15 protein-coding genes are annotated in these 25202 nt (G+C 67.0%); 8 read left to right on the top strand and 7 right to left on the bottom strand.

Annotated elements, in window-relative coordinates; translation table 11 throughout:
- Positions 1-5: 5 nt before the first annotated feature.
- The 3 genes from A5784_RS01350 to glmS are packed head-to-tail and all read right to left on the bottom strand — an operon-like array spanning position 6 to position 3954.
- A complete protein-coding gene (locus A5784_RS01350; protein WP_064941578.1) occupies positions 6-935 on the bottom strand; it encodes an alpha/beta fold hydrolase in 930 nt (309 codons plus the stop codon).
- A gap of 4 nt (positions 936-939) precedes the next feature.
- Positions 940-2082: a hypothetical protein gene (locus A5784_RS01355; RefSeq protein WP_064941580.1), complete on the bottom strand. Its 1143-nt coding sequence runs from the start codon at positions 2080-2082 to the stop codon at positions 940-942.
- Positions 2083-2088: 6 nt separating this feature from the next.
- On the bottom strand, positions 2089-3954 hold the full coding sequence (glmS, locus tag A5784_RS01360) for a glutamine--fructose-6-phosphate transaminase (isomerizing) (RefSeq protein WP_064941582.1): 1866 nt from the start codon (positions 3952-3954) through the stop codon (positions 2089-2091).
- 136 nt (positions 3955-4090) lie between these two features.
- Between glmS and A5784_RS01365 the strand changes: the two genes are divergently transcribed.
- From A5784_RS01365 to A5784_RS01380, 4 genes are all read left to right on the top strand, one after another.
- Positions 4091-4942 (top strand): dienelactone hydrolase family protein, encoded by an 852-nt coding sequence (locus A5784_RS01365; protein WP_064941659.1) that lies wholly within the window; start codon positions 4091-4093, stop codon positions 4940-4942.
- Positions 4943-5135: 193 nt separating this feature from the next.
- Positions 5136-6176, top strand: coding sequence for an LLM class F420-dependent oxidoreductase (locus A5784_RS01370; protein WP_064941584.1), 1041 nt, complete (start codon positions 5136-5138; stop codon positions 6174-6176).
- A gap of 100 nt (positions 6177-6276) precedes the next feature.
- Positions 6277-8868 carry a LuxR C-terminal-related transcriptional regulator gene (locus A5784_RS01375; protein WP_232005900.1) on the top strand — a complete coding sequence of 864 codons (2592 nt, stop codon included), beginning with the start codon at positions 6277-6279 and terminating at the stop codon, positions 8866-8868.
- A gap of 27 nt (positions 8869-8895) precedes the next feature.
- Positions 8896-12072, top strand: a complete 3177-nt coding sequence (locus tag A5784_RS01380; protein ID WP_064941588.1) for an adenylate/guanylate cyclase domain-containing protein — start codon at positions 8896-8898, stop codon at positions 12070-12072.
- Between the two features lie 3 nt (positions 12073-12075).
- Here A5784_RS01380 and A5784_RS01385 read toward each other — a convergent pair whose 3' ends face one another.
- Positions 12076-15252 carry an adenylate/guanylate cyclase domain-containing protein gene (locus tag A5784_RS01385; RefSeq protein WP_064941661.1) on the bottom strand — a complete coding sequence of 1059 codons (3177 nt, stop codon included), beginning with the start codon at positions 15250-15252 and terminating at the stop codon, positions 12076-12078.
- Positions 15253-15462: 210 nt separating this feature from the next.
- Between A5784_RS01385 and A5784_RS01390 the strand changes: the two genes are divergently transcribed.
- Positions 15463-16164: an ABC transporter ATP-binding protein gene (locus tag A5784_RS01390; RefSeq protein WP_064941590.1), complete on the top strand. Its 702-nt coding sequence runs from the start codon at positions 15463-15465 to the stop codon at positions 16162-16164.
- Positions 16161-18734 carry an ABC transporter permease gene (locus tag A5784_RS01395; RefSeq protein ID WP_064941592.1) on the top strand — a complete coding sequence of 858 codons (2574 nt, stop codon included), beginning with the start codon at positions 16161-16163 and terminating at the stop codon, positions 18732-18734. The genes A5784_RS01390 and A5784_RS01395 overlap by 4 nt, the downstream gene beginning before the upstream one ends.
- 11 nt (positions 18735-18745) lie before the next feature.
- Here the strand turns inward: A5784_RS01395 and A5784_RS01400 are convergent, their stop codons facing one another.
- Positions 18746-20053: an acyltransferase gene (locus tag A5784_RS01400; protein WP_064941594.1), complete on the bottom strand. Its 1308-nt coding sequence runs from the start codon at positions 20051-20053 to the stop codon at positions 18746-18748.
- Positions 20054-20059: 6 nt separating this feature from the next.
- Positions 20060-21355 carry a cytochrome P450 gene (locus A5784_RS01405; RefSeq protein WP_064941596.1) on the bottom strand — a complete coding sequence of 432 codons (1296 nt, stop codon included), beginning with the start codon at positions 21353-21355 and terminating at the stop codon, positions 20060-20062.
- 234 nt (positions 21356-21589) lie between these two features.
- On the opposite strand from A5784_RS01405, the gene A5784_RS01410 reads away from it, so the two are divergent.
- Both A5784_RS01410 and A5784_RS01415 read left to right on the top strand, forming a co-directional pair.
- A complete protein-coding gene (locus A5784_RS01410) occupies positions 21590-22423 on the top strand; it encodes a mycofactocin-coupled SDR family oxidoreductase (RefSeq protein WP_064941597.1) in 834 nt (277 codons plus the stop codon).
- 79 nt (positions 22424-22502) lie between these two features.
- Positions 22503-23564, top strand: a complete 1062-nt coding sequence (locus A5784_RS01415; protein WP_064941600.1) for a LacI family DNA-binding transcriptional regulator — start codon at positions 22503-22505, stop codon at positions 23562-23564.
- Here the strand turns inward: A5784_RS01415 and A5784_RS01420 are convergent.
- Complete coding sequence (locus tag A5784_RS01420) at positions 23561-25096, bottom strand: APC family permease (protein ID WP_064941602.1); 1536 nt, start codon at positions 25094-25096, stop codon at positions 23561-23563. The two genes, A5784_RS01415 and A5784_RS01420, sit on opposite strands and share 4 nt — an antisense overlap.
- Positions 25097-25202: the final 106 nt, after the last annotated feature.

Below are 25202 nucleotides of genomic sequence, written 5' to 3' on the forward strand. Positions count from 1 at the left end.
TGCGGTCAGGACGACGCGTCCACCTCGTCCCAGAACCGGCCCGCGCGCAGTGCGATCTCGTCCGGGTACTCGCCGTTGATGGCATGTGACGCCTGCGCCCACATCTCGACCTGCCCGTGCGGCAGCAGCGCACGCGCCCGCGCCGCCGCCCGATCCGGATCGAGCATGACGCTGCGACCTGCGATCAACGCCAACACGGGAACCGCCAGTGAGCGTAGCTGCGCATCGGTGAACAGCGTGGGCATCGGCGTGCGCAACGCGAAATCTCTTGATCCGGCGGCGATCAGCTCAGTTTCGGCCAGCGCTTCGATATCGGCGCCGCCGGATATCCAACTGAGCACCCGGCGCCGCAAGGCCCCGGGCACCCCGGGTGCATACATGAGCACCGAGGCCAGCATCGTCTTGACGGGTATCCGGGCAAAGGTGAACACGGGGTCCAGCAGCGTCAGCGAGGCGATCCGATCCTGGTGGTGCACCGCACAATTCGTCGCAGTCCAGCCGCCGATCGACACGCCGAGCAGGTGAGCGCGCGGCAAGCCGAGGCCTGCCAGGGCATCGTCGAGCCAACGCGCCTGGTCGGCCGCCGTCCGGATCTCTTTGTGCTGCACCGATAACCCGGCCTCGCCGAGCAGGTCGATGCCGTAGACCGTGCGATGCGCGCGCAGCGACGTCAGATTGATCCGGTACATCGGCGTCGCAGCGTTGCGCCCCGGCAACAGCACAACCGGAGCGCCATCGTCCGGGCCGGCGAACCGGTAGGCTCGCACCGTGCCGAATGTCGTTGAGACATCGACTATCTCGCAGTCGGGCAGCTGCTCCATGCCGGCGCGGTAGGCCCGCAGATAGTCGTCGAACGCCTCGTCGTCGATGAACCCGCCGAGGCCACCGCGGGCCCAGCGTGCCGTGAAGTTGACCTCCGGTACCGCTAGATCCATGTCTTCAGCGTAGGTCGACGTTCGTCCCGTCGGCGGTCCAGCCTTCGGCGGGGCGCAGTGCACAAGTCTCGGGGATCGCACCGGCGCGGTAGAAATCGGTGAACAGCGCCGCCGCCTCGTCGGCATCGAAAACCTCTGCCGCACTGACCATTTGAGTGCTGTTGGGCAGCTCGATCGGCTGGTCCAGTGCGGCACCGTCGGAGCCAGGGCGTCCGATGACGTAGCGCACCGACTCGACACCCCACTGCTGCCCGCCAGGTTTCCGGATCTCGACGGTGATCCGGTCCGGCCCGGAACCCGCTGCCTGCAGATAGGTGTCCTCGTCGCCGATCGGCGTGAGGATCAGCGCGAAGTCGTCGCGGCCGTTGAACTTGCGCAGGCGACGATCGAAGGAGCCGCTGCGTTCACGCCCGGCCGCGAGCGTGACAGTGAACTGTCCACTCGTACCGGAGACCACCGTCAACCGGTGGGTGGGCTTGACCTTTTCCCAGTACTCGGCCTGTACCTCGGCAGGCTTGCAGAACACCGACAGCAGTTCGAAGACGCTGCCCCGCGGTCCCGACATGGGTCCGTGCTCTCCCCCGGCGAGCTCCGCGTCGGCCAGCGCGCCTGCCGCGTCCCGGTCTCCGACCGCGATCAGCGTCAGGATCTCGCGCAACCGGTTGCGCGGCCAGCCGGCCTGCTCGGCGGGCAACGACTGTGCGGCCTTCAGATATGTGGCGACGTCGGGATGCGCAGCGACGAATTCGGCTCGCGCTCGCTCGAACTCGTCGAGCATCGCTGCCACGGCGGTGCCGGGCTGCGCCGGGTCGGGCACCTCGACGAAGCCTGATCCGACCTCCAGTCCGTCAACGGCGAACCAACCGTTCACCCGCAGGTTCAGCCGCTTGAGCGGACCGCCGAGATCCTCGTCGGGCATGAACGCGGCCCACAGGATCTCGTCGAGCACCAGCGGCTTGATGGTCGCCGTCCACCGCCAGCGGGGCACTGCCTCGCCTTTGGTCGCCCACCGGCTCGCGGAGAAAACACTCAGGTACACCGCGTCGGCCTGAAACCCGCTCCCACCGACGAATCGCAGACCCCGCGCCTTGCACTCGTCTTTGATCCGTTGGTCCCAAAGCTTGCGCAGTTCCTTGGCGGTGGGCACGCGGCGTTACTCGACGGTGACGGACTTGGCCAGGTTGCGCGGTTTGTCGACGTCGTAACCGCGGGCCCGGGCCACCCCGGCAGCGAACACCTGCAACGGAATGGTCGACAGCAACGGCTGGAAAAGCGTTGACACCGACGGTATTTCGATCAGGTGATCGGCATACGGCCGTACCGTGTCGTCGCCCTCCTCGGCGATGACGATGGTGATCGCACCGCGGGCCTGGATCTCCCGGATGTTGCTGAGCAGCTTGGCGTGCAACATCTGCGCGTTCTTGGGCGACGGCATCACCACGATCACCGGGAGGTCTTCCTCGATGAGTGCGATGGGGCCGTGTTTGAGCTCACCGGCCGCGAAGCCTTCGGCGTGCATGTAGGCCAGCTCCTTGAGCTTGAGCGCACCCTCCAACGCGACCGGGTAACCGACATGGCGCCCCAGGAACAGCACCGCCGACGACAGCGCGAACTGCTGCGCCAACTGGCTCACAGGCTCGATTCCGGCCAGCACCCGCTTCACCAGCGCCGGCATGGACTCCAGCACGTGGTACTCGCGCCGCACCTCGTCGGGGTACTTGGTGCCCCTCGCCTGCGCGAGCGCCAGCCCGACCAGGTAGTTCGCGGCGATCTGCGCCAAGAAGGTCTTGGTGGCCGCCACGCCGATCTCCGGCCCGGCACGCGTGTAGAGCACAGCGTCGGCCTCGCGCGGAATCTGGCTGCCGTTGGTGTTGCAGATGGCCAGCACCTTGGCCTTCTGCGTCTTGGCGTGTCGCACCGCCTCCAGCGTGTCGGCGGTCTCGCCGGACTGCGAGATCGCGATCACGAGCGTGCTGCGGTCCAGAACCGGATCGCGGTAGCGGAACTCGCTGGCGAGCTCGACCTCGACGGGCAGCCGGGTCCAGTGCTCGATGGCGTACTTGGCCAGCAGGCCCGAGTGGTATGCGGTACCGCAGGCGACGATGAACACCTTGTCGATCTCGCGGAGTTCCTGATCGCTCAGACGCTGCTCGTCGAGCACGATGCGGTCGTCGACGAAGTGACCCAGCAGAGTGTCCGCCACGGCCGCAGGCTGCTCGGCGATCTCCTTGAGCATGAAGTAGTCGTAGCCACCCTTCTCGGCGGCATCGAGATCCCAGTCGATGTGAAATTCCCGGTAGTCGACATCGGTGTTGCCGTAGAAGTCGGTGATGCGGTAGCTGTCGGCGGTGATCACGACGGCCTGATCCTGACCCAGTTCGACAGCGTCACGGGTGTGTTCGATGAAGGCCGCGACGTCGGACCCGACGAACATCTCCCCCTTGCCGACACCGACCACCAGCGGCGTGGACCGGCGTGCCGCCACGATGGTGCCCGGATCGTCCGCGTTGGCGAACACCAGCGTGAAGTGGCCTTCCAGGCGCTGCAGCACCGCGAGAACCGACGCCGGGAAATCACCCGCGGTGTCGCCGTGAGCGTACTGCCGAGCCACCAGATGCACGGCCACCTCGGTGTCGGTGTCGCTGGCGAACTCGACCCCGGCTGCTTCCAACTCGGCACGCAGGCCGGCAAAGTTTTCGATGATGCCGTTGTGGACCACGGCGATCTTGCCCGCGGCGTCGCGGTGCGGGTGCGCGTTGCGGTCGGTGGGCCTGCCGTGGGTCGCCCAGCGGGTGTGGCCGAGGCCGGTGCTGCCCGTGAGCAGATCATCGTCGGTCTCGGCGAGCGCGGTCTCCAGGTTGACCAACCGCCCGGCGCGCCGACGTACCGTCAGCCCGCCCTCGCCGTCGACCAGCGCGATCCCTGCTGAGTCGTAGCCCCGGTACTCCATGCGGCGCAGCGCGTCGACCACGATGTCGCGAGCCGGGCGCACCCCGACATAGCCGACGATTCCACACATAGGGACCCAGGGTAGTGCAGCCGACGCCCCGCACCCGCTTCCGCGCCGACGGCCTTGACGCAGATCACTCGTCAGCACCTCTCTGGCAACCGCTCAATGCCGGTGGCCGGACACCGCCGTGGGCTACGGTCATCGGGTGGCCAGCACCAAGAAGCTCCTCAGCGCGTTGACCCGCCGCGGACCGCACCGCGTACTGCGCGGTGACCTGGCATTCGCCGGCGTACCCGGTGTCGTGTACACGCCCGAAGCCGGTCTGAATCTGCCCGGCGTGGCGTTCGGACACGACTGGCTGGCGAAAGCCGAGAACTACACCCGCACCCTGGAGCATCTGGCGTCCTGGGGCATCGTCGCCGCGGCGCCCAGCACTGAAGCCGGGGTGGCGCCGTCGGTGCTCAACTTCGCCTTCGACCTGGGCGCCACGCTGGACATTGTCAGCGGCGTGCGGCTCGGTCCCGGCAAGATCAGCGTTCACCCGGGCAAACGGGGCCTGGCGGGCCACGGTTTCGGCGGTTCGGCCGCGGTGTTCGCGGCGGCCGGGCTGGCGTCCGGACCGCACGCCCCGAAGGCGGTGGCCGCGCTGTTCCCCACGGTCACCAAGCCGGAGGCAGAACAGCCGGCGGCGTCGCTCAAGGTGCCCGGCCTGATCCTCGCCTCGACGGGCGATCCCCTCAACATCCGCTCCAACGCTGCCGAGCTGGCCGCGGCGTGGCATGGCTCGACGCTGCGCACCGTCGACAAGGCCGAGTCTGCCGGTCTGGTCGAAGGCCGCAAACTCGGCCGGTTCATCGGTCTGCCCGGCCCGGACCGCGGCACGCAGAAGGTGGTCCGCGCGCTGCTCACCGGGTACCTGCTGGCCACGCTGGCCGGCGACAAGACCTACCGGGACTTCGCCGACCCGGAGGTGGCGCTGCCGCGCACCGGGTTCGCCGACCCCGACGCCCCGCCGGTCCAGTTGGAGGACAAGGTGGCCGCCCTACTGAAGGGCTGATGCGCCCGGGCCATGACGCGCCGAGCCCCCCGCATGACCCGCCCAGCCCACGCGAGATTGACGAAAATGCAGCTTCGAGCCGCATGGAACAACACTTCCGTCGATGTCGCGGTACGAGCCCATCCGACAGCAGCGCCCATTTGGCCGGTCTGCGCATCGCCCAACCAACCAGTTGATGGTGTATAACTCCACCATGCGGACGGGCATCTTTCTCAACTACGCGGGCGGATTCAAAGAGGCTGCCGATCAGGTGGTCGAACTGGAGAAGGTGGGCATCGACATCGCCCTGGTGCCCGAGGCCTATTCGTACGACGCGATCAGTCAGCTGGGCTACCTCGCCGCCAAGACCTCGACCATCGAACTCGGTACAGGCGTGGTGCCGATCTACACCCGCACCCCATCACTGCTGGCGATGACGGCAGCAGGGGTGGACTACGTCTCCGACGGCCGCTTCCGGCTCGGTATCGGCACGTCCGGCCCCCAGGTCGTGGAGGGCTTCCACGGCGTCCCCTTCGACGCGCCGCTGGGCCGCACGCGCGAGGTGGTCGAGATCTGCCGCCAGGTGTGGCGGCGCGAGGACGTCAACTACACCGGCAAGCACTATCAGCTGCCACTGCCCGCCGACCTCGGCACCGGCCTCGGCAAATCGCTTCACCTGATCAATCACCCTGTGCGCGAACGCATCCCGATTACCATCGCAGCCTTGGGGCCGAAGAACGTGGAACTGACCGCCGAAATCGCCGAGGGTTGGCAGCCCGTCTTCTACTACCCCGAGAAGGCCGACGCCGTCTGGGGTGACGCGCTGCGCGCAGGTGCCTCCAAACGCGATCCGGAACTGGGGCCGCTTGACGTGATGGTCAGCGCGAGCCTGGCCATCGGCGACGACGTCGATGACCGGCTGGCATGGGCGAAACCCCAACTGGCCCTGTACATCGGCGGCATGGGCGCCCGCGGCAAGAACTTCTACCACAATCTCGCCACCCGCTACGGATTCGGCGAAGTTGCCGATCACATCCAGGATCTCTACCTGGCAGGCAACAAGGCCGAGGCCGTCGCGGCCGTACCCGACGAGCTGGTGCGCAACGTATCCCTGGTCGGGCCAACGGAATTCGTGAAAGAACGACTCGCCGCCTATGCCGAGGCGGGCGTGACCACGATGCTGGTGCATCCGCTGGCCACCTCCGACGCCGAGACTGTGCGGTTCTGCGAAGAACTGGTGTCACTGACGCGGTAGTCTGCGCAGCTCATCGGCCGAAGCCGCCCCTGAACCGCCGCGGCGAACCTAAGCTCCTTTCGTGCGATTGACGTGGCCGTTAACCGGTCGCATGAAGGAGATGAGCTTCGTCGAAGCCGCGCTGTCGGCTTCCGATGCCTCCGGAATCCTCATGTGCGGGGCCGCGGGTGTGGGCAAGAGCCGGATTGCTCGCGAAGCGCTGGCGGTCGCCGAGTCACGGGGATACGAATGCCGGTGGGTGGTGGGCACCACCGCCGCCCAGTCCGTCCCCCTTGGTGCGTTCACCGCATGGGCCACGTCGGGTGCCAACGACACACTTCAGCTACTGCGTGCGGTGATCGAGACCCTCACATCCACCCCCGACGGTGCCCCGGTGGTACTGGGCGTCGACGACGTGCAGCTGCTTGACGAACTGTCGATGTTCGTGGTGCATCAGCTCGTACAACGCGGCGCGGCGAAGGTCATCCTGACGGTTCGTGACGAGCCGAGCTCCGCAGCGCTCGGGGAGATATTGAAGGTCGGCGAGTTCACCAGGCTCGACCTTCAGCCGCTGACCGCTGACGAAACCGCGGCGCTCCTCTCGGCCACCCTTGGCGGATCGATAGACGCCCATGCCGCCCAACGCCTTTGGGCATTGACCCAGGGCAACGCGTTGTACCTGCGCAACATCGTCGAGCAGGAGATCGTCGACGGCCGGTTGGTGCAGCGACATGGGTTCTGGCAGTGGACCGGCGATCCGGTGATGCCACCCAACCTCGTGGAACTGATCGAATCCCGCATCGGAGTCCTGCCGGGCGCGGTCGGTGATGTGGTCGACGCGCTGGCGGTCGGCGAGCCCATCGAACTCGGGGCCCTGCGACGCATCGCCGGTGCCGCCGCCGTCGAAGAGGCAGACACTCGCGGCCTCATCACCCTGGAGACCGCGGCGGGTGGCGTGGAGGTCCGAGTCGCCCATCCGCTCTACGGCGAGGTCCGCCGCCGACGTGCGCCCGCCACCCGGCTCCGGCGGCTGTGCGGGCTGGTCGCCACCGAGTTGGCCGCAGTCGATGACGGCCACGACATCCGAGCCGCGGTGCGGCGTGCCACGTTGAGCCTGGATTCGGACCTCCCACCCGACGCGGAGCTGCTCGTCAGGGCGGCCCGCGGCGCCGTCTGGCTGGCAGACCTGCCACTGGCGGACCGGCTCGCGGACGCTGCAGCCCGCGCCGGAGCCGGACCCGAGCCGGCTTTCATCCGGGCACATGCGCTGTCGTGGCTGGGCCGCGGCGAGCAAGCCGACGCCGTCCTCACCGAGATCCCCACCGCATCACTGTCCGAATCCGACCGTGCGCGACTGGCTTTCCTGCGGGCCAGCAACATGCTGTGGGTGCTCGGGACCCCCGCGGACGCCAAGCGCCTCATCGAAGAGGCCTCCCACACCGGGTCACGCCAGGTACGCAGCTATACCGACGCGTTCCTGGCCGTGTATTCGTTCGCCATGGATGACCCGGTTGCAGCCGCGGGCTATACGGAACACCTTGTGCTCGAGCACCTTCCCGCCATCGTCGGCGCCGAGGCCGCCTGGGTGCACGCCGCGGTATCGGCCGACGCCGGACAGACCACCGCCGCCATCGCCGCCGCGGAGGCCGGCTACTCCATTGCGATCCGGTCTTACGACGCACCGCAGATGACGTTCAACATCGCCGACGCTCACATCAGTGCACTGCTGCTGTCCGGCCGGATCGGCGAAGCGGTGCAGGTGGCCGACCACGTGCGCGAGCAGGCCGCCGATCTCCCCGGTACCGCCCAACTGCTCGGAGCGGCCCTGGCAGGGCGCGCGGCCCTGGGTGCGGGCCGGTTGAAAACCGCATGTGCGCTGCTCGATCAAGCGACGATGGGCCTGTCACACGCGGGCTACGCCACCGGCTGGGGATACCGCTATCAGGTCATCCATGCGACAGGGCTTGCCATACGCGGCGCAACCACTGAGGCTGCGTCCGCACTGTCCGCGCTGGAGGAGCTGCCGCGCAGATTCCGGAAGCTGGAGTACGAACGCGCCATCGCCCAGGCATGGGTGGCCGCGGGCCTGGGTGCCGTCAGCGAGGCGATCGCCCTGTTGCTGTCAGCCTCCGAAACTGCCTGTAAAAAACGGCAATTCGCCGCGGAGGTGGCTTGTCTGCAGACCGCAACCCAATTCGGCGATCGTTCCGGCGCGGCGCGGTTGCGAGAGCTCGAGTCGATCGTCGAGGGGCCACGCGCCGGTCTTGCCGCCCGCTTCGCCGAGGCCTTGGGCACGGGCGATGCCGTCGAGTTGGCCGGCCTGTCGGTGGAATTCGAGAACATGGGCGACGTCGTCGCCGCAGTCGACTGTGCCGCCCACGCCGCAGGCGTGTACCGCGGCCAGGGTCTGCGCGGTTCGGCGCTGACCTGCTCGTCACGCGCGAGTGCCCTCGCCGAGCAGTGTGGCGGCGTCAGCTCCCCCGCGCTCAGCGCGGCGGCCGGAGCTTTGCCGTTGACCAATCGGGAACGTGAGATCGTCATGCTGGTCGCCGCGGGGTTGTCCAATCAAGCCGTCGCCGAACGTCTCACGCTGTCGGTTCGTACCGTCGAGAGTCATCTGTACCGCGCGATGCTCAAGACCGAGACCACCAGCCGTGACGAACTCGGCGGCCTGCTGCCCCCACGACAACCACCCGACGATGACAACCCTTGACCGCTTCGCGGATTCGGCGGTGATCGAATGACGGCGGATGTGGCATGCGGGTCGTGTGGCACTGTCCTGCGGGCGAGGGCCAAGTTCTGCGACGAATGCGGCACACCAGTGGTTGTTTCCGGTGATGCGGCGGAGTACAAGCAGGTGACCGTGCTGTTCGCCGACGTGGTGCGCTCGATGGACATCGCGGCCGCGCTGGATATCGAGCGACTGCGCGACATCATGACCCAAGTGGCGGAGCGTTCGGCGGCGGTCGTGCGCCGGTACGGTGGGGGCACCGTGGATTTCACCGGCGACGGGGTCATGGCGGTCTTCGGAGCGCCGGTGGCGTTGGAGGATCACGCTTTTCGGGCATGCTTGGCGGCGTTGGCCATCCAAGACGAGGCGAGGCGGTTGGCAGACGAGGTCGGGCAACGCGACGGGGTGGGACTGCGGCTGCGGGTGGGTCTGAATTCCGGTCGGGTGATCGCCGGGGAGATCGGATCGGGAACGTTGGGCTACCGAACTATCGGGCGACAGGTCGGGATGGCGCAGCGCATGGAATCCGCCGCCCCGCCGGGTGGCGTACTTCTCTCGGAGTCGACGGCCCGGCTCGTCGAGCAGCTTGCTGTGCTCGCAGAGCCAGAGTGGGTGCGCATCAAGGGATCCGACGCACCGGTGGCTGCGCGCCGGCTCGTCGGCGTCGAACCACGGGACGGCTTGGCCGGACGTGCCGAGGCGCGGCTGGTCGGGCGGCGGGGGGAGATGGCGACGCTTGCCGCAGCGGTGGACGATGCGGTGGCCGGCCGCGGTGTCGTGGTGAACGTGGTGGGGCCACCGGGTATCGGCAAGAGCCGCGTCGCGCGCGAGGCCGCCGCACTCGCGTCGATGTGCGGCGTGCAGGTGTTCTGCACGTTCTGCGAATCGCATGCTCGCGATGTTTCGTTCCACGCGGTGACACGACTGCTCCGGGCGGGCATCGGCATCGCGGAGCTTCACGGCGAAGCAGCGCGAACCCATCTCCGACAACGGATTCCAGACGCCGATCCGCAAGACCTGCTGCTGCTCGACGACCTGCTGGGCGTGGCAGACCCCGATGTGGCGCTACCCCAGATCGATCCGGATGCGCGTCGTCGCCGGCTGACCGCGCTGGTCAACACCGTGTCACTGGCACGTGCGGAGCCTGCCCTGTTCATCATCGAAGACGTCCACTGGATCGACGCGGCCAGCGAGGCGATGCTGGCCGCATTTCTCACCGTGATCCCTGGCACTCCCACGCTGGTCCTGATGACCGCCCGCCCCGAGTACTGCGGAACGCTCGACCACATACCCGGCTCCCGGGCGATACCCCTTTCCCCGCTGGGCGATTCGGACACCGCGACACTGATCGACGACCTGCTTGGCACAGACCCGACGGTCGCGGAGGTGGCGGCAGTCATCGTCGACAGGGCTGCGGGAAATCCGTTCTTCACCGAGGAGATGGTGCGCGAGTTGGTGCAGCGCGGCGTGTTGACGGGTGAACGAGGCGGCTATGTCTGCCGAGTCGACGTCGCCGAAGTGACTGTGCCCGCCACGGTGCAGGCCGCCATCGAGGCGCGCATCGACCGACTGACCGCCGAAGGCAAACGGACGGTGTACGCGGCATCGGTGATCGGGGCCCGCTTCGAGGCCGATCTGCTCGACGCTCTGGACGTCGACGGGGTCGTCGACGAACTGCTGAGAGCGGAGCTGATCGATCAGGTTCAGATCGCCGCGAACCCGGAATATGCCTTCCGCCATCCGCTGATCCGCGCGGTCGCCTACGAATCGCAGTTGAAGTCCGACCGGGCCGACCTCCACCGCCGGGTAGCCGCCGCGATCGAGACGAGTAGCGCCGAGTCGGCAGACCAGAATGCGGCATTGATAGCCGAACACTTCGAGTCCGCGGGCGATCTGCACCCCGCGTACGACTGGCACATGCGTGCCGGCGCGTGGTCGGCCAACCGTGACATCGGAGCGGCCCGGGTCAGCTGGGAGCGGGCGCGGCGGATCGCTGACCGGCTGCCCGATGGCGACGACGACCGACTGCCGATGCGCATCGCGCCCCGCGCGTTACTGTGTGCGACCGGTTGGCAGGCGATCCGGGGTACTCGCGACCGGTTCGACGAGCTGCGCGCGTTGTGCGAGGCGGCCGGGGACAAGGTCTCGCTGGCGATCGGCATGAACGGCCTGGAGACCGAGCTGATGTTCGCCGGGCGCACACGGGAGGGCTCGCGGTTGGCGTCCGAACAGATGACGCTGCTCGAGTCGCTCGAAGATCCCGCGCCGATGGTGGGTACGTCGTTCATCGCGTTCAACAACTGGTTCGACGCGGGCGAGTTCGGTGAGATCGTGCGGTGGTCGCAGACCGTGATCGAGCGTGCTGACGGTGATGCCGCCATGGGCGCCGAGTTCGGATTCGGTTCGCCACTGGCGGCCGCTCTGGCGTGGCGGGGCATCGCACAGTGGTGGCTCGGCCAATCCGGGTGGCGCCAGAACATGGCTGACGCCGTCGTGATGGCTCAAGGCAGTGACCCGACGACGCTGGCCATGGTGGTGGGCTGGACCTACGGTCTGCCGATCGCGTTCGGTGTGCTTCGGGCCGACGACACCGCGTTGCACGCGATCGAGCAGGCGGCGCAGATCGCCGAGGGTTCCAGCGATACCGCGTTCAGCATCGTCCAGTACGCGCTGGCCACTGCACTGCTGCACCGGGATTCGGAGAGCGATCGGGACCGCGGACTGGAACTGATGATGCAGGCCCGCGATGCGTGGTCCCACGAGTCCGTTGACTTCCTGGTCCCCGTCGGCGAACTGGCCATCGCCGGCGAGCGGGCGAGGCGCGGCGACCACGATGCCGCGGTGGACGTGATGCGCACCGCGCTGGACGATCTGTACGACGCCGGGCGGCCCTTCTTCGCAGTGCTGGGTGCCGGGCTTCTGGTGGAGGCGCTGCTGGAGCGTGGCGACGCCGAAGACGTCACTGAAGCTCAGGCGGTGATCGACCGGTTGGACACCGCCACCGCACACCACAATTGGGCGATCGTCGGGGTCACCCTGTTGTGGTTGCGCGCACTGCTGGCCCGAGCAGAGGGCGATGCTGGGGTCTACCGAGACGTGGTGCGGCGCTACCGCGAACTGTCCGAGTCTCTCGGGTTCGAGGGCCACAGTGCCCGGGCCTCGGCGATGGTTCCCGACCGGCGCTGAATCCTATTCCGCGCCTTCGCATATGGCGTTGGCCTGCGCGATATGAACTTCGAAGCCAAGGGATTCCGCCATCTCGCGGTACTGAAACGCCCAGTCCCGGAAGGCTACGTCGGTGCCCCTGGCACGCGCGAGTAACGCGCGCAGCCGAAGCATCATCAGGGTGCACATCGCCGAATCCTGTTCGGCCCGAAGGTCTCCCAATCGCATGATCGCTTCTTCGGCTTCGGCCAGGTCATGGTCGGTGCCGCGCTCGAGCAGCGTCTCCACCATAGCCCCGATGCCGTATACGGCATACCCGTACCACCCGATCCGGCATAGATCGTCCACGGCTTGGCGCATCACCGGTATGACAGCATCATGGTCGCCGCGCACGGCCTTCTCCCGGCCGAGAGCCAACTCGGTGGAAGGAACCAGGGACGGCATCCGCTCCCGCTGCCATTCGAGGGCCTGCACAATGAGCTCCAGCCCACGGTCACGGTCAGCCAAGGAATCCCGACAGAGCAGCGCACCACCCAATGCGAATTCGGCGAAGATCAGTGCGATGTCGCTACTCGCCCATTCCGCCGTCTGCACCGCCTCCGTCATCGCGTCGAGCGTTGAGTCGTCGGCCCGAAGCACCCCGTATACAAGCCCGAGCCCGTACGTCCACGTGACGACCACACTGAGCGTGATGGGGTCGCTGTCTCGGGCCAACGTGACAGCGCCGTCAAGGTCCTGACGCCACCCGGGACGGCCCAACCACCACCGCGCGATTCCCCGAAATGCCACCGCTACGGCAAGTGGCGAGCCGAAACCGAAGCCGGCTCCCTTGGCGGGATCGCCCGCAGCCAGATCGATGATGGTCTGCGACCATCGCAGGATCTCGCCGAACTCACCAACGCTGAACCAGTTGGCGAATGCGATGAACGCCAGCCCCATCATCAAGGAGGGATCGCCGATCGCGTCGAGCAGCGCCATCTGCTCCGACGCCAGCCGCGAGCCCTCGCGCCGCCCCGCGAACACGTGCTCGGTGGCCAGCCCGGTCATGCCGATGGCCAACGAGACCTTGTCACCCGCTGCACCGCACAGCTCGCGCAGTTCGTCGAAGCGCCCCTGGCTTTCCTGTGGTGCCCGCGCTTGCCAATCAGTGGCACACAGCATGGTCCGGGGTGCGACACGCATCGCCAGCCGGGTGGGACTCTCGACGGGCAGCGAGTCGGCGATCACACGGGCCCGCTCCCAGCTGAGGCGGGCTGCGCGGACATCGCGGGTCGCCGACCAACCGCCGGCACGCATGTGCCAGCCGTATGCGGCGTGCGATTCGCCTGCCGACTCGAGGTGCTCGGCTATGAGTGCGGCATTCGAATCGGAGGCCTCAGGGTTGCCTTCTTCGATGATCGATGCCAGCCGGCGATGCCAATTGGCACGATCGGATTTCAGCTGCGATTCGTAGGCGACCGCGCGGATCAGCGGATGGCGGAAGGCGTACTGGCCGGAGTCCACGCTCACCCGATCGATCAACTCGGTGTTCAGCAGCTCGTCGAGGTCGACATCGATTCCCAACGCACCCAACAACTTACGCTCGAAGCGGGCACCGATCACCGATGCCGCGTACACGCTGCGTTTCCCCGTGGCGCTCAATCGGTCGATGCGGGCCTCGATCGCCGCCTGCACTGTCGCGGGCACGCTCACCTCGGCGACGTCGACCCGACAAACATAGCCGCCACCCTCGCCGGTCAATGTTCCGCGCTGAGCCAACTCACGCACCATCTCTTCGGCGAAGAACGGATTGCCCGCTGCTCGGTCGGCGATGACCTCCGCCAGCTCACCAACAGAGGGCGCTGAACCCAGCAGCTCGCCCAACAGCGTGGCAGCATCCGAATCGCCCAGGGGCGCAAGCGCTATCGTCTGCCTATTCGGTACCGCCTGCAGCACGCCGTCGTATTCAGGTCGGAAAGTGATCAGCACCAGTGACGGAGTGTCTGCGACGGCGGCGAGGAGATCGGCCAGCATCGACTCACTGACCTCGTCGATCCAGTGGGCATCCTCGATGATGACGAGCGCCGGTTCGGCACGCGTCTGAGTGGCCGCGTTGAGCAATGCCGTCAGGCGGCGGCGCCGGGCATCGGAGTCGATCTGGGGCAGCGGCGCCGCGGGGTCGGCAATCCCGAGCAGATCGTCGAGCAGCAGCAGATCCGCGGCGTCCGCGTTCGGCAGACGTTCGCGGACCCGGGCGCGCGCTGCTTCCCCGTCGAGGGCAGCCACGCCGAGTCCCTCGCGCAGCAACCGCGTCACGGCATGGAATGGCACGTCGCGGGCATGGGATTCGCAGTAGGACCAGAACACGGCAACCCCCCGATCCCCCGCGAGCGCCGCAGCCTCCCGGGCCACGCGGCTCTTGCCGATGCCCGCCGGGCCCACCACGTTCACGACCCCACCGCGGCCCGAAGCTGCCCGATCCACCAGCGCGCCGATCACCGCCATCTCCGCATCCCGACCAACCAGGCGTGCCTCTCTGCGGGGCATGGCACCGTGGCGCGGCCTCAGTCCGAGCAACCGGCGTGCGGGTACGGGTACGTCGCCGCCTTTGATGCGGACCATTTCCGGCGCACCCAGGACCGCGGCAGATTCGACCAACCGCGCCGTCGATTCCGAGAGCATCACACCGCCGGGCGGCGCCACCGATTCCATCCGCTGCGCGAACCCGACAGCCTCACCGGTCGCGGTATAGCCCAGCGCCCCCGACCCGATCTCGCCGACAATCACCCGACCCGAATTCAGCCCCACCCGCAGCCGCAGTCCCACCCCGTCGCGTTGCCGGACCTCGTCGGCCAACCGGTTCGCCTCGTCCTGGATGGCCAACGCTGCCAGGCAGGCCCGAAAAGCATGGTCCTCCAACGCCACCGGCGCTCCGAACACCGCCATGACACCATCGCCGGTGAAGTCCACCATGCCGCCGCCGTACCGGCGGACCACCGCGGCACAACGCTCCGCCACCTGGGTCATGATGTCACGCAATCGTTCGATATCCAGGGTGGCCGCGATGTCCATCGACCGCACCACATCAGCGAACAGCACGGTCACCTGCTTGTACTCCGTGATATCGGCGCGGCGCGCAGTACGGGAACCGCACTCATCACAAAACTTGGCATTCGCGCGCAACGGGGTGCCGCACGACCCGCATGCCACGTCCGTCGTCATCTCGGTACCGCCCATCCAGGGCGCGTCGACCCTCGATCGCCCAAGGATAAGACGCACAGCACCGCGAGAGGACGATATTGACGGCGACGTCACAGATGGGCTCAGTAGTCGTGTGCCGGTCCCGTCCCGCAGTGCAGTGCCGCGGTACTGAGGTCGGAGCCGCCAGCATGCGCGACGATGACTCGGGCACACCGTCCCGAGGGAGAAGGCATGGCGCCCGTACTGCAGCTCGTGGACATCGTCAAGACCTACCGCACCGGCGATGAGCAGGTGCGGGTGGTCGACGGTCTCGACTTTACTTTGGAGGCAGGAGAATTCGTCGTTGTGACAGGACCGTCGGGGTCCGGCAAGTCGACCCTCCTGCACATCGCCGGCGGGCTGGACGCGCCGGATGAGGGCATGGTGACCGTGGCCGGTCAAGACATGTGGGAGATGAGCACCGGCGCTCGCGCCGCCTTCCGGCGCCGACATCTCGGATTCGTATTCCAGTTCTTCAACCTGCTGCCGGCGCTGAGCGCGGTCGAGAACGTGTCGCTGCCGCTGGTGCTCGACGGAGTCCCGGCCCGCTCGGCAGACGCGCGTGCGCTGGAACTGCTGCTGCGGGTCGGCCTGGGTGACCGGGCACGGCACCGGCCCGCCGAACTGTCCGGCGGGCAGATGCAGCGAGTCGCGGTGGCGCGCGCGCTGGTCGCCCAGCCGTCCATCATCCTCGCCGACGAGCCGACCGGAAACCTCGACAGTCATTCGTCGACAGCGGTTTTGGACCTTCTGCGCGAACTCTCCGATGAAGACGGCGCGGCGGTTGTCCTGGTCACCCACGATCAGACCGCAGCCGGCTACGGAACCCGCGAGGTGCACCTGGTCGACGGACGGGTGTGCTCGGAGGATGCCCCGACGGTCGAAGCACGATGATGCGCAAGCTGCGGGCCGGGTGGTTGTCGTTCCGGCGTATCCACCTGGGCGCCTTGATCGCGGACTGGCGGCGGACCCTGCTCAGCATCATCGGCGTCGCGGTCGGGGTGGCGATCGTGCTGGGCACTCTGATCCTCAAAGCCGAACTCAACCGCCCATTCGATGCGTTCGGTCCGTCGCTCACCCACGCCGCCGACCGGCGAGTAGTCGAGGTCGTCCCGAATATCAGCGGCCGGCTACCGATCGAGACTGTGGATGCATTGCGCGACAAGGTAACCGGGGCAGCGGCGGTCGTCCCGATCGTGGCGGGCCTGACACCGGTCACAGTTTCTGGGCTCGGAGCCGACACCACCCACGGGTTCTTTCTGCTCGGCGGGTCATGCCAGATCCAGTTGCTCGTCGGATCGTTCAACTGCGAGCAGCGCGTGCAAGAGAGCAAGGCCGCGGACGGCCCGGGCGTCCCGATGCAGATCCCGGCGGTCATCGCGGATCGGCATGGCCTCGGGCTCGGCGACGAACTGCACATCCCGGGCTTGCCCGCCGGCTCGGCCCACGTCGGTTGGACGTTTCCCGAGTTCGACCGCGTCGAGTCGATCAACAACGGCTACGTCATGTTCGCACCGTCGGCGGAGGTCGCCGCAGGCCTGCTCGGAATACCCGGGTACGTCACGGCGGCGTTCGCCATACCGAGAGACGACACTGACATCACAGCGGAGGTCGATCGCGTCATCGCCGACGTCGCCACGGCGGGACCACCTCGGCCACACCAGCCTGCGATACTCGAAAACGGCACGCAGAGCTTCAATCTCACCGTGCTGGCCGGTGTGTTGATCGGTTGCCTCATCGCGGTGAACACCATTCTGTTGGCCATCGAGGACCGCCGGGCGGTGATGGGGACCATCGGCGCCATCGGCGCCAAACCCGCCGGATTGTTCAGCGGGATGCTCAGCGAGGGTGCGGTTGTCGGCCTGTTGGGCGGACTGCTGGGTGTGCCCGGCGGCTTCGCGCTCGGCACGTATCTGGTGAACATGTTCGGACGATCCATGTTGGCCGGTTCCGGTGGCACCATCACGGCGCATTTCACTCCGAGCCTGATCGTGATCGGCGCTTCCGCCGGAGTCTGCGCGGGTGTACTCGCGATGGTCGGTCCGGCGCTGCGGCTGGTTCGGGAGGGGCCGCTGGCGTCGATGGCAAGCGCGGGAGGTGTGCAGCGGCTCAGGACGATTCCGCTGTGGCCGCTGCCGGTGGGGGTGGCAATCGCGGGCGGCGCCGTGGTGCTGATGAAGTTCTTCGAACGGGGATCGTTGCCGTTGAACGTCGGCATCAACGGAATGACCGCCGGACTGTTCGGCGTGATCCTGGTGACGGTGTGGTTCGCCCCCCGGGGTGCCGAGCGAGTCATCGACATACTGACCGTGGCGCGGCCGGACCTCGGGCGCCTGCTGCGGGCCGATGTGCGCCGCTACGCAGTGCTGTTCGCACTGTCGGCCGCGCTGCTCGTGGATGGCACCGGGCTGGCCATCGGCTCGCAGAGCATGCAACTGCTCGGCACCGCGCAGGTCGCCGAACAAAAGACTGCCCTGCTGCCCTCGTCGTTGCTCGTCACCGCTCAATCGGTGCTCGATCAGCGGGACGGCCATATTGCCGACCCGACGTTCGACCTGATCGCCAAGGCCGCCGATGGGCATGAGGTGTCGTCGCGCTGGCGTTCGACCATTTCGTCGGGAACGTTGTCGCGTCTCGTCATCGGCGTCACCCCGGGTAGCTGGTACAGCCAGGCGCTGTACCAACCGATCCGGGACGGCGACACGATGTGGAAGGGACTGCGGGACGGGCAGATCGCCCTCAGTGAGATTGCTGCAAGCCGGCTCGGCGTGACCACGGGCGACACCGTCGAGCTGCCGACCATCCACGGCCGCAAGCAATTCCAGGTAGCCGGTGTCTTCCATCCGCAGATGGTCGATGACACCGCGGTGGGCGATGTCGTCCTGGCATCAGACGGCGTGGCACGTTCGAGCTGGGCCGCCGTGCGCGATCAGGTTGCGGTCCAATATTCTTCGCCCGCCGAGGCGTCCGCGCACCGCGATGCTTTTCTCGCCCTCGACGCCGGACTGTCGGTGTACGACAACGAGCAGTGGCGCACCGCCGCCAGCTCTGGGATCACCCGCTTCTTGAAGCCGTTCACGATCGCGGGGTACGTGGTGATGGCAGCCGCGGGACTGAGTGTGCTGAATGTCTTTGTGCTGGGTCTGCTCCAGCGCAAACGCGAACGGGCGGTGCTGCGGTCCATCGGCGTCACCCGGCGCCAGGAGCAGGCCGTCATCATCGCGTATGCCGTTCTTCTCGGGTTACTGGTCGCTGTTTCCGGCGGGCTCGGCGGCATCGGGCTGACCTATCTGTGGTCATTGGGATCGCCGGTGTACTACGGCATCAAGGTCGGCTGGGCGGTGCTGGGGCTACCGCTGCTCACCGCGGTGACAGCGGTGATGATGCTCGTTCTGGCTGCCGCGGCATATCCGGTGTTCTATACGCGACGACTGGAACCCACAGAGGTGCTGAGGACCGGTTAGCTCAGCCGCGCTCACTGTGTGTACGCCGGGACGTCGTCACCCGCACGCCGGAACCGGTGCACGTGGTCCCGAACCGCCGGACTGGACAACGTCGCGAATTCCTTGGGCGGCAATGCCATCTGAAAGACCAAGCCGCGACCCCCTGCACCTTCCACCAGCGCACCGAGTCCCGCTACGGGCACTTTCAGCAACGGCGTGTAGTAGGACAGGAAGGTGTCTTGGAACTGGAGACGGTAGGCGCCGAAGCCGCTCCAGTTCGAGATGACGGGGTTCCACCGGCCTGCTTCGAAGGCGGCGGATACACACCGGGCCGCTCGCCACGCACCGACACTGTCGAAAAACGTCTGGTTGATCCGCATGTCGCAGTACTCGTCGGCGAAGTGGTCCACGCGGTGACGGATGCGTTCGGCGATCGTGCCTGCCGACTCGCCGTGCCGCACGTCGATATTCAGTGTGGTGATGATGTTGCCGACGAGCATCGGGTCGAGGCGACACCGATTCCGCGCATTCACCGCAATTGCGAGGGTACGGCGATCCACCACCGGATCGGCGGTCATGATCACTTCGGAAACATGGCCGCACACAACGTCGTTCGCGGTGAGCCGGAGCTGTTTCCCATACGCGTCGCGCATGCGGGCGATTTCGCCTTCTCCGAAGTGGAAGCTCAGGGTCCGCTGCTTGCGCGCATCCTTGGCCAAGTACAGCGCGCTGCGGGCGAGTTCGGCGAGCCGGGCGCAACGCACCCCGGGTTCCTGCGCGCCATCGGCAGGGAGGTGCTCGTCGAGGTAGGCGGCGCGATCTTCGACGATCAACGGCTGCGCCAGTGGCTTTCCCGCGGCAGCAGCGGCCCACGCATTCATGAGGTGCATCAACGTCTGCATGTCGCCGAGCACGTGGTGCCACGAGACTCCGATCGCGGTCGCACCGTCGGCGAGATGCGTGACACGCACCTTGCACAACGGGCCCAATCCCCATCGCGCGGTGGGCCCGTTCACCGTGTCGACGAGCCATCCCCCGTCGTCCGTCGAGGTTGCACGGACGGCGTCGGACAACGTGCGGCCGTCCGAGGCGACGGTGAAGGGTACACCTTGCCCGGCGCAGCGGATTCGCATCGCGCCGGCACCGATCGCCATGCGTCCGGCGAAGATCGGCAGAGCCGTGAGCGCGCGCGCAAACGCCCGGCTGAGTGTCGCCGCCTCAAGGTGCCGCTCGAAGAAGAAGACGATGTGAACCGCGAGGTTCGCGACGATAGCGTCGCCGACAGTGCAGCAGATGTCGCGCCGCTCGATGCGCGATGGCCTGATCAGTCGAGTCGTCATCGTCGTCTACCTTCGGTTCATTGTCACGCGGCCGCCGAGTCTCGGGATATGGGCAACGCCGCGGAAATGCGACTTCTCGTCGGCGGCGGTATCGGTGTGGATCTGGAAGTCCCGCAGCACCGTTCGCAGCACGACATCCATCTCGGCGATCGCGAAATCGGCGCCGATACACCGCCGCGCCCCGCCGCCGAACGCCAGCCAGTTCGGTGCCGCCGGCCGGGCATCGCGGAAGCGGTTCGGGTCGAATCGTTCGGGATGTGCGAAGACGTCCGGATTCTCGTGAACATCGGCGATGCGCACCAGCACTGTGCGGTCTTGTGGAACCCGCCACCGGCCGAGGTGGAAGTTGGGCGAGCTGACCCGTCGGCCGAACACATCGATGACGGTGCGCACCCGTAGAGACTCGGCGATGGTGGCCCGGCGGAATGCGCTGCCGCCCTCGTCAACCTCTCTTACCAATTCAGCCAGCGCGTCCGGGTGGCGCCGCAACCGCTCAAATGTCCAGGCCAGTGCCGACGCGGTGGTTTCGTGGCCGGCACAGACGAGGGTCAGCAGTTCGTCGCAGATGTCCCGATGCGACATTCCGGTGTCGTCGTCGCGATTGCTGCGCAGCAGGAATGCCAGGATGTCGGGCCGCTCGCGCAGATCAGGATCGGCGTAGGCTCGGTCGACCAGCGTGCCTGCGATCCGGTCGAATGCGTCGCGCAATTCGTCGAGCCTGCCCCACGGGTTGTAGCGTCCCGCCCGGAAGGCTGGAGCCGGCACGAATGCCAACAGCTGTCCCAGTTTCATGTAGGGCGGGATGATCGTGCCGAGGTGTGCCAGTTCGTCGCCTCCGGTCCCGTCGACGCCGAAGATGATCCGCAGGATCACCCTCAGGGTGATCCGGTTCATCGGCTCGAGAATCCGGAATTCCTTGCCATCAGGCCAATTCGCGGTCTCCCTCAGGGTCTCGTCCTCGATCACCCGCTCATAGCGCGTCAGGCTGCTCCCGTGAAAAGCCGGTGCCAGTAGCCGGTGCCGATCACGATGACGCTTGCCGTCGAGACCGAATGTGGATCCCGGGCCGAACCAGTTGCTGAGATTCGGTTGCACGTTGACCAACTGGTCCGTGCTCGCGGTACACACCGACCGCACCACGTCCGGGTCGGACACCACGACGGACCGGCCGAAGAAGGGGATGTTGATCTCGAAGACCCGCCCGTGCCGTTTGATCCACTTTCGCATCGCCCTGCGGCGAAATGCTGCGAACTCAACGCCTTGTACGAGCTTGGGTGACCGCTCTGCCGGCAGGTCGGACATCCGGGTCCCCCAATCTCCTGCTCGATGAGCCGAGGGAATCGTCGCCCCCGCACCGCGGCTCGAACTCGGTAGCGCGCTACTGCAATCTCGCCGGCCGGTGCCGGCGCAGTACTTAACGGGCCAGCGATAACACCGATCTTGCTGATACGTATCACCGCAGTTCAGTATGGCCTTACCTGGCCTCATAGTGATACGCTTCACCAGACACTCAGTCCACCACGAAGGGAAACAAACATGGGACAGCTCGACGGGCAAGTTGCCTTCATCACTGGTGTCGCACGCGGCCAGGGCCGCTCGCACGCCCTGACCCTCGCCCGCGAGGGCGCCGACATCATCGGGCTCGACCTGTGCGCCAAACCCTCCACCACCGCCTACGACGGCGCCACCCAGGAAGACCTGCAGGAAACGGTCCGCCTGGTCAAGGAGACCGGCCGCCAGATCGTCGCCGAGGTCGCCGACACCCGGGACTACGAGCAGGTCGACGCCGTCTTCAAGCGGGGCATCGAGCAGTTCGGCCGGGTCGACATCGTGCTGCCGAACGCCGGAATCTGTTCGGGCGCCAAGACCTGGGAGATCACGCCCGACGCCTGGCGCGAAATGGTGGAGATCAACCTCAACGGCGTCTTCCACACCGTCAAGGCCGCGATACCGACGATGATCGCCGCGGGTCGCGGTGGCAGCATCGTCTTCACCGGTTCCACCGAAGCCATCAAGGGCGCCGAGAACATCTCGTCGTACGCGGCCTCCAAGCACGGGGTCACGGGGTTGATGACCTCGCTGGCACGGGAGTTGGGCCAGTACAACATTCGGGTCAACTCGGTGAATCCGACCTGCGTGGACACTCACATGATCAACAACGACTTCGTGTACGGCCTGTTCCGTCCGGACCTGGACAAGCCCACCCGCGAGGACGTCATCGACACCTTCGCAGGCACCCACATCCTTCCGGTGCCGTGGATCCAGCCGCAGGACGTCAGCAATGCGATCCTCTACCTGGTGACCGAGCCGGGCCGCTACATCACGGCGACCCCGCTGGTCATCGACGCCGGTTTCATCGTGAAGTCCTGAAATCCACAGTCGACCCGGCCCCCTCGCATGACGTGATCCGTCCCGCGAGGGGGCTAGTGTCTGTTCGCATGGTGCCCAGATGGTGACGATGAAGGACGTCGCGAAGGCCGCGGGTGTATCCCAGGCCGCGGTGTCCTACGCCTTCAGCGGATCACCGAAAGTCTCTGCCGGACAACGTGATCAAATTCTCGCCGTGGCAGCCGACCTTGGCTACCACGGCCCCAGTATTGCGGGCGCGAGCCTGCGCTCCGGCCGCATGGGCACGGTAGGGGTGATCATCCCCGGTTCACTGGCCCTGGCGGTCGAGGACCCCTCGACCGCGCTGCTGCTCAAAGGCATCGTCGAGGCAGGCGAACGCGCCGACGTCGCACTGACCTTGCTGCCCGCCGACGGTACCGCGACCGACCCCGCCCGCTCGCCGCATTCCGGTGCGCTGCGCGGCCTCGTCGACGGGGTGGTCATGCACTGCCTACCCGATGCCCACCCCGTCGTCGCCGCGATCCTGGCGCGCGGGATCCCGGCGGTCGCCATCGATTCGCCTCAGGTTCCCCACCTGCCTTACGTCACGGTGGATCACCATGCAGCAGGTATCGCTCAGGCCAATCATCTACTCGCACAGGGTCATCGGCGCATCGGCATCATCACCGACCGGCTGGGCCCTGTCCCCCAGCCCGGGTTCCACGTGGCAGCCGCAATCCCCGCGGCCACCGAACACTATCTGCGCGAACGGTTGACGGGCGTACTGAGCGCATGTCGGGCCGCCGCGATACCCGACAGCGATATCGCGATCGTCGAGTCAGCGGGCATCGATCGACAGAGCGGACTGGTGGCCGCAGAGCAACTCATCACCGGGTTCGGGCCGACCGCGGTGCTCGCCACATCGGATGTCCATGCGGCGGCGGCCTTGCGGGTGCTGGCGAACAACGGGATCGCGGTACCGCACCAAGCCTCGGTCATCGGGTTCGACGATGCGCCGATCGCCGACCTGCTCGGGCTGACCACCATCCGGCAACCGTTGGTGGACAAGGGCCGAACGGCGGCGACCATCCTGTTGGACCTGATCGCGGGCCGCGCCCGCAGACGTTCGGTGAAACCGACCGAACTGATAGTGCGTACGACGACCGGTCCGGCACCGGCCTAGACCGTTCGGCTGGCCATACCCGCCCGGAGCTTCTCCGCGACCTCGACGGCATCGCCTTCGGGGGCAGTGGATCTGGCTTCGGGTTTGGCGACGAGCAGGTAGATCAGGCCCGTGACGGCGACGATGAGAAAGCCGATCAGCGCGATCCACCGGTCGACGACGCTCAGGCTCAGATCAGAGCTCGGCTTGGCCAGGATGACCATCGCCGCGACGCCGTATACCAGCGCGGCCACGTTCACCGCATAACCCCAGCGACCCAGTGACCATGGTCCGGCGGGCCGCCACCCCTTGGTACGGGCCCGCAGGGCCGCCAGCACGACCAATTGGAACGCGAAGTACCCGGCGAGCACCTGGAACGCGGCGATGCGGAACAGCGCACCCGGGGAGAAGTAAACGTACACGGTCAACACGACCGGCAGAACGTTGACAGCTAGCAGCGCGTTGACCGGAACCCGGTGCTTCCCACTGGTCTTCGCCAGCTGGTGGCTGCCGGGGAACATGTCGTCGCGGGCGAAGGAGAACACCAGCCGGCTCACCGCGGTCTGCTGTCCCATCACTCCGGCCAGGAACGAGGTGAGCACGGCGACCAGGAACAATTTGGAGCCCACCAGGCCGATGCTGTCCTGCAGGATCGCCGGGATCGGATTCTCCACGTCGCCGCTGACGATGGCTTGCAGGTTCGGCGCCGCCAGCGTGAACCCCATGAACGCCAGGATCGCGGCTGCGGCGCCCACGACCACGGTCATGAGCATCGAGATCGGGATGGCCCGCGCAGGATTCGGGGTTTCCTCGGCGACCTCACCGCACGACTCGAAGCCGTAGAACATGTAGAGACCGACCAGCGACGCCCCGACGAACGCGAATAGGTAAGGCCCGCTGCCGCCCGCACCTAGTGCGTGGAAGAAAACCGAGAATGGCTGATGACGGTTGAAGACCAGCAGCCACAGCCCGACCACGACGATGGCGCCCAATTCGCAGGCCAGCCCGACCTTGGAGATGCGAGCCAGCGTCTTGGTGCCGGTCATGTTGAACAGCAACGCAATTGCGAGCACGGCAAGGGTGATGACGAGTCGCTGCAGCGGGGATGCTGCGACCGAGGGCTGCTCGCTCGTCCCGAAGAGCAGGCTCGCCATGAAATCGGCACTGAACAGTGCGGTGGTGGTGATACCGATGGTGATGCAGGCGATGTAGATCCAGGACATCCACCAGGCGTAGCGCCCACTCCACAGCCGGCGCGCCCATTGATAGAGCCCGCCGGCCAGGGGGAACTGGGACACGATCTCACCGAAGACCAGGGCCACCAAGCCCTGGCCGGCCGCCACGATCAGGATCCAGAACATCGCGGGAGGACCCGCGGCGGTCAAGCCCATCGCGAAGATCGCGACGACGCCGACCATCGGCGACAGATACACGAAGCCCAGCGCGAAGTTCGCGATCAGGCTCATCTTCCGCTCAAGCTGTGGTTCGTAGCCCAGCACCCGCAGGTGGTCGTCATCGTCGGAGAGCTGCGCTCCGCCATTTTTGATGGACATCTGTTCTCCTCGTGATGGTTCCGGTGTCGGCCACCGGAGCCGCGCCCGGTGCGGGGCTCAAAACCGTTGCGGCCGAGGGCGTCCGATCGATGCCTGTGACCACTGA

This window comes from Mycobacterium sp. 852013-50091_SCH5140682 (genome assembly GCF_001665685.1).
Lineage (GTDB): Bacteria > Actinomycetota > Actinomycetes > Mycobacteriales > Mycobacteriaceae > Mycobacterium.

What these genes read in the sequence shown, in the direction of transcription:
- A5784_RS01350 (WP_064941578.1), bottom strand. Translation starts at nt 935, where the DNA reads ATGGATCTAGCGGTACCGGAGGTCAACTTCACGGCACGCTGGGCCCGC.
- glmS (WP_064941582.1), bottom strand. Translation starts at nt 3,954, where the DNA reads ATGTGTGGAATCGTCGGCTATGTCGGGGTGCGCCCGGCTCGCGACATC.
- A5784_RS01370 (WP_064941584.1), top strand. Translation starts at nt 5,136, where the DNA reads ATGCGGACGGGCATCTTTCTCAACTACGCGGGCGGATTCAAAGAGGCT.
- A5784_RS01375 (WP_232005900.1), top strand. Translation starts at nt 6,277, where the DNA reads ATGAGCTTCGTCGAAGCCGCGCTGTCGGCTTCCGATGCCTCCGGAATC.
- A5784_RS01380 (WP_064941588.1), top strand. Translation starts at nt 8,896, where the DNA reads ATGACGGCGGATGTGGCATGCGGGTCGTGTGGCACTGTCCTGCGGGCG.
- A5784_RS01385 (WP_064941661.1), bottom strand. Translation starts at nt 15,252, where the DNA reads ATGACGACGGACGTGGCATGCGGGTCGTGCGGCACCCCGTTGCGCGCG.
- A5784_RS01390 (WP_064941590.1), top strand. Translation starts at nt 15,463, where the DNA reads ATGGCGCCCGTACTGCAGCTCGTGGACATCGTCAAGACCTACCGCACC.
- A5784_RS01395 (WP_064941592.1), top strand. Translation starts at nt 16,161, where the DNA reads ATGATGCGCAAGCTGCGGGCCGGGTGGTTGTCGTTCCGGCGTATCCAC.
- A5784_RS01400 (WP_064941594.1), bottom strand. Translation starts at nt 20,053, where the DNA reads ATGACGACTCGACTGATCAGGCCATCGCGCATCGAGCGGCGCGACATC.
- A5784_RS01405 (WP_064941596.1), bottom strand. Translation starts at nt 21,355, where the DNA reads ATGTCCGACCTGCCGGCAGAGCGGTCACCCAAGCTCGTACAAGGCGTT.
- A5784_RS01410 (WP_064941597.1), top strand. Translation starts at nt 21,590, where the DNA reads ATGGGACAGCTCGACGGGCAAGTTGCCTTCATCACTGGTGTCGCACGC.
- A5784_RS01415 (WP_064941600.1), top strand. Translation starts at nt 22,503, where the DNA reads ATGGTGACGATGAAGGACGTCGCGAAGGCCGCGGGTGTATCCCAGGCC.
- A5784_RS01420 (WP_064941602.1), bottom strand. Translation starts at nt 25,096, where the DNA reads ATGTCCATCAAAAATGGCGGAGCGCAGCTCTCCGACGATGACGACCAC.